An 8,301-nucleotide genomic window follows, 5' to 3' on the forward strand; every position below is an offset into this window, starting at 1 on the left:
AAGTGTATTGATTTTATTTAGGAGAAATATAAGTGGATATCATAGTAAGACATACCTAGGATGTTTGTTTATTACTAGTTTGAATTTCATAATAATAGTAATACTAGAAAAATTGTTGAGCCAGAATCTGAAAGAAGTTATAGGGATATTATTTATTATTTATTCTACTATAAGAATCTATATTGCTAAACCTATGGTACATAAAAATGGAATAGCAAATGAAGAGATTATAAATAAAAGCAATATAAAAGAAGACAAATGGTTAAATATTATATTAGCCTTAGTAACAACATGCCATGCATTAATAGCACTAGGTTTATTAAATGAGATTAATTACTTCTTTGCCATTAGCAGTTCTTTAATGGTAGTGGCATTAAGCATTAAAACTAGATAGAAAGAGAACGGTTCTCATAAGAGAAATGATGTCTCTGATAGATAAAGCTAGTGAAAATAGATACTGAATTTAAAGAGGCCTATGAGGCTCTAAAATTAGCTAATATAACCATGGGTACTGAATCTGTAGAGGAGATAGCAGGCTCCATTGAGAAGGAACAAGATTTCCATATATTATTTAAATCTGTAATGGGAGTAGAAGTTCCCATGATAAAGAGGGAAGATACTAAGCTTACAACGGAATATGGATTTTTCAGAACAAATCCAGCTTTTGACAAAGCAGTATTAAACTTTTCAGATATAAGAAAACTTATTTACGATTTAGCAGAAATAGAAAATTCGGTATATAAATTAGCAATGGAAATAAAAAAGACTCAAAAAAGAGCTAACGCTCTAGATAAAATCCAAATCCCTAAATATACTACTACGATTAAGTATATTGAAGAAGTATTGGAAGAAAAGGAAAGAGAAGACTTCTTTAGACTTAAGAGGGTTAAGGGTAAGTAGGATAATATAAAACTACCAGAAGGATAGAAAGTTCTGAACCGACCCCCAAAAGTTAGATCTAGGAATCTAACTGATGGGAGGTCGGTTTTTAAATGTCAAAATATAGTTATGAATTTAAGATGAAAGTTGTGCAAGAATATTTAGCTGGAAAGGGCGGATTCGCTTTTCTATCTGAAAAATATAATATCTCTTCTACGAGGGACTTACAAAAATGGGTTTCTGCATACAATGAATTTGGCTCTGATAACTTAATGAGAAAACGAAAAAATCAAACTTACTCTTTCGAATTTAAGCTTCATGTGGTAGAGTTGCATCTAACTACAGAGGTTTCCTATCAGGATTTAGCGCTTTCGGCTGCACAAAAAATAGCGTAGCAGTTCACAAAACTACTACGCTACAAAGTCTAACTTATAGGGGGCACATCAGAACTCATAAGAGTTCTTTTTTCTTCCTTGTTTTATCTTTATAATATAAGGTATAATCTAAATATATAGTATAAAAACAATTTTCAGAAAAAAGGGGGAAGGCTTATGAACTTACAAAGATTTACTGATTTTAAAGAGAAAATAGTAGATAATGTATCAAAAGTGATAATCGGCAAAGAAAAAGAGATAGAGCTGATTATAGTATCATTTCTTTCAGGGGGACATGTTCTTTTAGAGGATATACCAGGCATGGGAAAGACTATGATGATAAAGGCATTCTCAAAGACATTAGATTTACCCTTTAAAAGAATCCAATTTACACCAGATTTGCTGCCATCAGACATTACAGGAATTAATTTTTACAATCAAAAAACTGGAGATTTTGAGTTTAGAGAAGGACCTTTATTCTCCAATATAGTCCTTACAGATGAAATAAATAGAGCAACACCTAGGACTCAATCATCTCTTCTAGAAGCTATGGAGGAAAAGCAAATTACAGCTGATGGGGAGACTAGAAAGTTACATATGCCATTTATGGTGCTGGCTACTCAAAACCCTGTAGAATCCTTTGGAACATTTCCGCTTCCTGAGGCACAACTAGATAGATTTTTTATGCGTATTAAATTAGGTTATCCTACAAAAGAAGAAGAAAAAATCATAATAAGGAAAAACATAGGGGATCCCCTGGATAATATAGAACCAATAATTAGTCATGAAGAATTAAAACACATATTATCAGAGATATCTAAAGTATCTATTCAAGATGAAGTTATGGATTATTTAGTAAACATAGTTAATGAAACTAGAAACAAGAAAGAAATTGAGCTAGGAGTAAGCCCAAGAGGCTCGATAGCCTTATTTAAAGCTTCGAGAGCTTATGCTGCTATCAATGGAAGAGACTATATAGTACCTGAAGACATAAAGACAATGGCTCCATATGTATTAAACCATAGGATAATTGCTCGTGGTATAAATAGTATAGAAGATTCATTAGAACTAGTTAAGGGAATAGTTGAAACAGTAGAAGTTCCCTTAGAAAATATATAGGTATAGCCATGATTTGGTTTCTAATAGGTCTAATTGGTGTTACCTATTTAATTAATAAGGCAACCTTATACTATGGTTTTAGGAATTTAACGTATAAAATGGAAGTAGGGAAAAATACTTTTGAAATAGGAGAAGAAATTGAAATTGTTTCCATAATTGAAAATAAAAAACCTCTAACAATTTCCTTTCTTAGTGTAGAAGAAAAATTCCCAAAAGGTTTTAACCTAGATGGAAATATATATACATTATTTATCATGCCTTATCAAAGGGTGAAAAGAACCTATAAGATATCTGGAGAAAAGAGAGGATTATATAGAATAAAGGATGTGAATTTAGAATTAGGAGATTTTGTTGGATTTAATAAATCCTATGAGGATATAGAAATAAAAAGAGAGCTAATAATATTTCCTAAAAAAATAGATCTTAATGAAAGCATTTCTCCAATAGGATCTCTAAATGGTGACATTTCAGTAAAGAGATGGATAATAGATGATCCTCTTATGACCATTGGCATAAGAGAATATACTGGAAATGAACCACAAAAATTTATTCACTGGCCATCATCTGCAAAGTATAATAATCTGATGGTCAAGAATTTTGATTTTACTACGGATAACAGTGTTCTCATAGTTTTAAATATTGAGAGTGCGAAGCCCTATTGGCGTGGAATAGATGATGATAGAATAGAGAAAGCCATATCTATTACAAGGGCAGTAATGGAAGAATTTGAAAAGCTAAGGATTCCTTATGGATTGGCATCTAATGCATGTAATGCTGGTTCTAACTATATAAAAGGTCATTTCTATCATCCAGGATTGGGTGCTAATCATCTTTATCATTTTCTTGAAATACTAGGGAGTATGAGTTATACAGTATCATTTACCTTTGAGGAGACCTTAAAGAATATTAGCAGAAGACAAGGAAATTACACTACAGTTGCAATTATTACACCAAAGATACTAGAATCCTATATAGAGCCTATAAATTTCTTAGGGAAAACTGTAAATAAAACAGTGGTCATATCTGTGGATGATAAGTATTTAGAAGATTTAAATAAGAATATAATTAGGTTTAGGGGTGATTAGATGACAGGAATAATTTTGCTTGAAATAATGTCCGTAGTGTCGTTTATATACTCTTTACTGACAATATTTTTTCCCTTTGCCTCTATTAGTGAAATATTTATAATCTTTATTTGGTCAATTACAGTATCTGCTATATTTGCCTATACTTATAGACGGTCAAAGACATATCAAATTATTGCTTTGCTTTTATTAGCACCGTTGATATTCTATAATAATATGGAGTCTATCTATTTTGTAGTTATAGCAGCTTTTCTTATTCATACCTACATAACAAAATCATTTATGAAGGGCAGTTATAGTGAATATGTAGATAAATTAAAAAAGACTTATATAGTATATGGAGTAACGTGTATTTTGATATTAACGATAAATGAAGGATATTACAATTTTATTAATATTAGTATACCTTTTGCTATAATATATTTGATGACTACAATTATACTGGTAAGGTCAATTAGACATATATCAACTGGTATGGATATGCAAAAAATAAATCAAGTAAATTTAAGGTATATAGTGATGATATCTGTTACATCTTTCATAGTTACATTAGATAAGTTAAGGAACGCCATATTCCTTATAATTAAGGGAATATATTTATTTTTAATTGAGATAATAATGAAGATATTATATTATCCTATCACCATTATGGTAACTATATTAAATAAAGTCATGGAATATATAAAAGGAAAAATGATGGAGAATGGGAATGATGTATTAGAACAATTATTAGGAGAGTCTACTAATGAATCATCTCGGACTTTAAAAAAGAATGCAGTTAGATGGGGTAATACATTAGTTCAAAAAGTAATAGGCATCCTGTTGATTATGACTACAATCTATATAATTTATAAACTGATCATCAAAGTAGGAGAGAGAAGCTACAAAGGCCTAGAATATACAGAGGAAAGAGAATATATAAAAGAACCTAGGAAAAAGAAAAAAAGATTTTCTAGAGAAAAGTATCCAAGGGAATTAAATGAGCAAATAAGGTATTACTATAGAAGATATCTGGAAAAGCTAGATAAGAAGAAGATTCAAATATTAAAATCTGACACTTCTCTAGATATAAATGAAAAGGCTGAGGAGATATTTGAAGATAAAATTGAAGGAATTAGAAAGATATATATAGACAGTCGCTATGGTAATAAAGATGCAGATAAAAATATTGTAGAAGAAATGGAAAGCTTATATAAGAATCTATAACAAGGAATAAGTATCATTTGCGGTGGCCATTTTAGCTAGCTTATATGTAAGAAAGCGAAAGTTGCACCAAAAATGATACTTTTTATTTCAAAGAATCTGCGATACTATAAAATGAATTAATAACTCTGGTCCTGTATTTATTTAAGCCTGAGATAACTATAATTAGTTTCAGTAAAGATGACATACTGTTGTCAAGTATTATAGATTATAATCATTATATACATGTTTTATATGTCAAGGAGGATTTATAATGAATGATGTTATTAGCTGGCTTCTCGAAGATGATACACCTGAAATAAAATATCGTACCATGGTTGAGTTATTGGATATGCCTAAGGATGATATATGTGTAAAAACAGCATATGATAAACTTATGAACTCCGATGCTGTTGCAAATATCATGATGAAGTTTGAGCTTGATAAAAAATGGGAGGACTATAATGCCTTTTCAGCACTTGCAGAATTTGGGTTAACAAGATATGATGTTAAAATTGATGAATACGTTGAGCGTATTATAGCTAATACAGGCTTTAAAATGCTATGCGGGGAAGGGTTTCTCCTTCGCAATCTAGTAGCCCTTGGCTATTATGATAATCCCATGGTTAAAGAGGAAATTCCAAAAGCATTTTCTGTGCAAAAATCTGATGGAGGTTTTGGATGTATAAGTAAAAGTAAAAAAATAAATGATCCTAAGCTACCTCATAAAAGCTGTATACGAATTACAGCGTCCTATCTTTTACTTGCAGCAGAGCTGAAAAAAATTGATGTTATTTTACCACAGAATAGTCAATTAGTTGATTATTTTATAGATCGTAATGTAGTATATCGTCATGATGATAATACAAGATTTGTTGTCAACGAAATGGCAGGAACTTTTTATCCCCTTGATCCTATAAAAATTGGATTACAAAGTAGTCTATATGCACTTGCAATTCTTGGAGCTGGAAATAGAGCAGGTTATATAAAGGCTAGAAAAATCTTAGAAAGTAAAAGGGATGATGAGGGCAGGTATCTTCTCGATAAATCATTATCAAAACCGTATTTCAAGATTGGGAAAATTGGCAGGCCTAATAAATGGATAACATTATATGCATTACTTGCTGATAAGCATAGTAAGGAATAAGATAAGAGGGAGATCCTATTGCGGCAAAATTTGCAGCAGAAGAGTCCCCTCTTAATGTTTCATTACCTATGTTTTTTTAGTAACTCATCTTTAATATCCCATAATGATTGAGATAAGTCTACAAAATATCTATGAGGTCTTTCAAATCTTTTAACTTCATCCCACATCAAATCTAATTGTTCTTTACAATATGTTCTTATATCATGAATATTTGGATTTTCATAAATGCAATGACCATTTTCAAATATCTGTACTAAGAGTTTCTTAACATAAAAATTCTCCAATGTTTTTCTCTTCCATGTATATAGAGGATGGAAGATTTCATAAGGTTTAGTCTCATCGATGATTTCATTGTGTAAAGTAATTACATCAGCGATAGCTTTATTTGTAGCCTTATCAAACAATCTGTAAACTTGTTTAAATCCTGGAGTAGTTATTTTACCTACATTTTCACTAACTTTTATCTTAGGTATAAGCTTCCCGTCTTTTTCTATTGTGGTTAGTTTATAGACACCACCAAAGACTGGCTGAGATTTTGCTGTTATAAGTCTTTCACCAACTCCAAAGGAATCAATTTTTGCACCTTGGATCAATAAATCTCTTATAACATACTCGTCTAAAGAGCTAGATGCTACAATATTGCAGTCAGAAAATCCTGCTTCATCAAGCATTTTACGAGCTTCTTTAGATAAATAAGCAATATCACCACTATCAATTCTAATGCCTTTTGGTCTAAATCCCAATGGTAAAATTTCTTCATTGAATACCTTTATTGCATTAGGGATACCTTCTTTTAAAGTGTTGTAAGTATCTACTAGAAGAGTACAGTTATTTGGATAAATCTTAGCATATGCCCTAAATGCATCTAATTCTGTAGGAAACATTTGTACCCAGCTATGAGCCATGGTTCCTAATGCAGGGATATCAAAATCCCTATCTACTATGGTATTAGCAGTTCCAATACAGCCCCCAATATATGCAGCCCTAGCACCTAAAATTGCCCCTTCATAACCTTGAGCACGTCTAGAACCAAATTCCATAACAGTTCTACCATCAGCAGCCCTAACTATTCTATTAGCCTTTGTAGCAATTAAACTCTGATGGTTTATAGTTAGGAGAACCATAGTTTCTATTAGTTGAGCTTGCACTACTGGACCTCTGACAACTACTATAGGTTCTTGAGGAAATATAGGTGTTCCTTCAGGAATAGCCCATACATCGCATTCAAACTTAAAATTTTTTAAATAGCTTATAAAATTTTCGGAGAAGATTTTTTTAGATTCAAAATAGGCAATATCTTCTTCATCAAATTTAAGATTTCTTAGATATTCTATTAGTTGCTCAACGCCAGCCATAATAGCAAATCCACCATCATCTGGTATAGTTCTAAAGAACATATCAAAATATGCAATCTGATTTTCCATACCATTTTCTAGATATCCATTGGCCATAGTGAATTCATAGAAATCTGCCAACATAGTAAGATTTTTTCTCTCTTTCCAATCCAAACTTATCATTTGTAGTCTCCTTTTTGTATATATTACCCTAATTATAGTCCTATAACAGAAAAAATTCAATAAAGGAAATTAACAAAAAATAATAGATGGGTAATTTCTTTTATTTTTAGAAACTACCCATCATTTAAAATAAAGCTTTTTGCAGCTACTCCAACCTAAACAATTTGGTTCAATTGCTAAATTCAATCTTTTGATACACTCCTTAACTTTGGACTAATGAGGGGTTAAAAAACTTACCACAACATTTACTATACTTCTACTACTAAAATCTTTATGAGATTTAAATGTTTTTCTTGTAGGAGCTTCTTTACGCTTCTACACTTCCAATCTTTGAAGGTTGGATAATATACAGAATATTTTTTCTGCATTTACTAAAGGATTACTTATTCGATTATCCTCAAATTTTTACCATTAATACTATACTAATCAAATACTAAATCGTTACTGCTGTTACTAACAAACTTCTAAATAGTTAGGCTGGAAGTAACTAAAGCTTTATTTATTTTAATTATATACCACTTCAGCACTTTAGTCAAGTGATTTGATAAAATATTTTAGTGATATATGTATTAATATTATACCCAGATATTTGATTTTAAACATAAAAGATAAAAAACTTCAATGAAATTTATATAATTTCATTGAAGTTAAATAGCTACATATTTTCTAATATCTTTTTCCCCTTATCTGTTATACTAATGGTCTTTATTGGGACTATATTACAGAAAGATTTCATTGAACAACCGCTGCATTTTGTTTCGCAGGTAGGGGATCCCATATCTTCAATAATATATTCCATTCTAGATAATTCTTTCACTGTCTCCTCAACTAAAGCTTCTGTTATATTTAAATTTTTTGCAATTAGAGGAATAGAAAACACTTTAGAACTAGATATTTCCTTCAAAACATTTTTAAGCATAAAGTTCCTCCTAAAAACCTAATACGTTTTGTAAACTTAAATGAAAATTGAGGACTCCAACCTCTGTATGGTACAATGT

At 30.7% G+C, this 8,301-nt stretch carries 9 protein-coding genes; 7 read left to right on the top strand and 2 right to left on the bottom strand.

Annotation, left to right across the window (positions count from 1 at the left end):
- The 7 genes from RDK80_RS19785 to RDK80_RS19815 form a co-directional block, all read left to right on the top strand.
- The coding region (locus RDK80_RS19785) for an accessory gene regulator B family protein (RefSeq protein ID WP_308525284.1) at window positions 1-394 on the top strand (394 nt) is incomplete at its 5' end.
- A 50-nt stretch (window positions 395-444) separates the two neighbouring features.
- Window positions 445-900: a V-type ATP synthase subunit D gene (locus RDK80_RS19790; protein ID WP_308525285.1), complete on the top strand. Its 456-nt coding sequence runs from the start codon at window positions 445-447 to the stop codon at window positions 898-900.
- Between the two features lie 92 nt (window positions 901-992).
- Window positions 993-1,274, top strand: a complete 282-nt coding sequence (locus RDK80_RS19795; protein WP_308525286.1) for a transposase — start codon at window positions 993-995, stop codon at window positions 1,272-1,274.
- 156 nt (window positions 1,275-1,430) lie between these two features.
- A complete protein-coding gene (locus tag RDK80_RS19800) occupies window positions 1,431-2,372 on the top strand; it encodes a MoxR family ATPase (RefSeq protein WP_308525287.1) in 942 nt (313 codons plus the stop codon).
- Window positions 2,373-2,380: 8 nt separating this feature from the next.
- Window positions 2,381-3,457 (top strand): DUF58 domain-containing protein, encoded by a 1,077-nt coding sequence (locus tag RDK80_RS19805; protein ID WP_308525288.1) that lies wholly within the window; start codon window positions 2,381-2,383, stop codon window positions 3,455-3,457.
- Window positions 3,458-4,663, top strand: a complete 1,206-nt coding sequence (locus RDK80_RS19810; RefSeq protein ID WP_308525289.1) for a hypothetical protein — start codon at window positions 3,458-3,460, stop codon at window positions 4,661-4,663.
- Window positions 4,664-4,913: 250 nt separating this feature from the next.
- On the top strand, window positions 4,914-5,786 hold the full coding sequence (locus RDK80_RS19815) for a hypothetical protein (protein ID WP_094898808.1): 873 nt from the start codon (window positions 4,914-4,916) through the stop codon (window positions 5,784-5,786).
- A gap of 62 nt (window positions 5,787-5,848) precedes the next feature.
- Here RDK80_RS19815 and RDK80_RS19820 read toward each other — a convergent pair whose 3' ends face one another.
- Entirely contained in the window at window positions 5,849-7,303 is a 1,455-nt protein-coding gene (locus RDK80_RS19820; RefSeq protein ID WP_094898809.1) for a nicotinate phosphoribosyltransferase, read from the bottom strand.
- Window positions 7,304-7,958: 655 nt separating this feature from the next.
- Window positions 7,959-8,222: a hypothetical protein gene (locus RDK80_RS19825; RefSeq protein ID WP_216561410.1), complete on the bottom strand. Its 264-nt coding sequence runs from the start codon at window positions 8,220-8,222 to the stop codon at window positions 7,959-7,961.
- Between the last annotated feature and the right edge of the window lie 79 nt (window positions 8,223-8,301).

The organism is uncultured Tissierella sp. (assembly GCF_902479755.1).
GTDB lineage: Bacteria > Bacillota > Clostridia > Tissierellales > Tissierellaceae > Tissierella > Tissierella carlieri.

Excerpts from the sequence above, each read along its gene's own strand:
- RDK80_RS19795 (WP_308525286.1), top strand. The coding sequence starts at position 993 with ATGTCAAAATATAGTTATGAATTTAAGATGAAAGTTGTGCAAGAATAT.
- RDK80_RS19805 (WP_308525288.1), top strand. The coding sequence starts at position 2,381 with ATGATTTGGTTTCTAATAGGTCTAATTGGTGTTACCTATTTAATTAAT.
- RDK80_RS19800 (WP_308525287.1), top strand. The coding sequence starts at position 1,431 with ATGAACTTACAAAGATTTACTGATTTTAAAGAGAAAATAGTAGATAAT.
- RDK80_RS19815 (WP_094898808.1), top strand. The coding sequence starts at position 4,914 with ATGAATGATGTTATTAGCTGGCTTCTCGAAGATGATACACCTGAAATA.
- RDK80_RS19820 (WP_094898809.1), bottom strand. The coding sequence starts at position 7,303 with ATGATAAGTTTGGATTGGAAAGAGAGAAAAAATCTTACTATGTTGGCA.
- RDK80_RS19810 (WP_308525289.1), top strand. The coding sequence starts at position 3,458 with ATGACAGGAATAATTTTGCTTGAAATAATGTCCGTAGTGTCGTTTATA.
- RDK80_RS19825 (WP_216561410.1), bottom strand. The coding sequence starts at position 8,222 with ATGCTTAAAAATGTTTTGAAGGAAATATCTAGTTCTAAAGTGTTTTCT.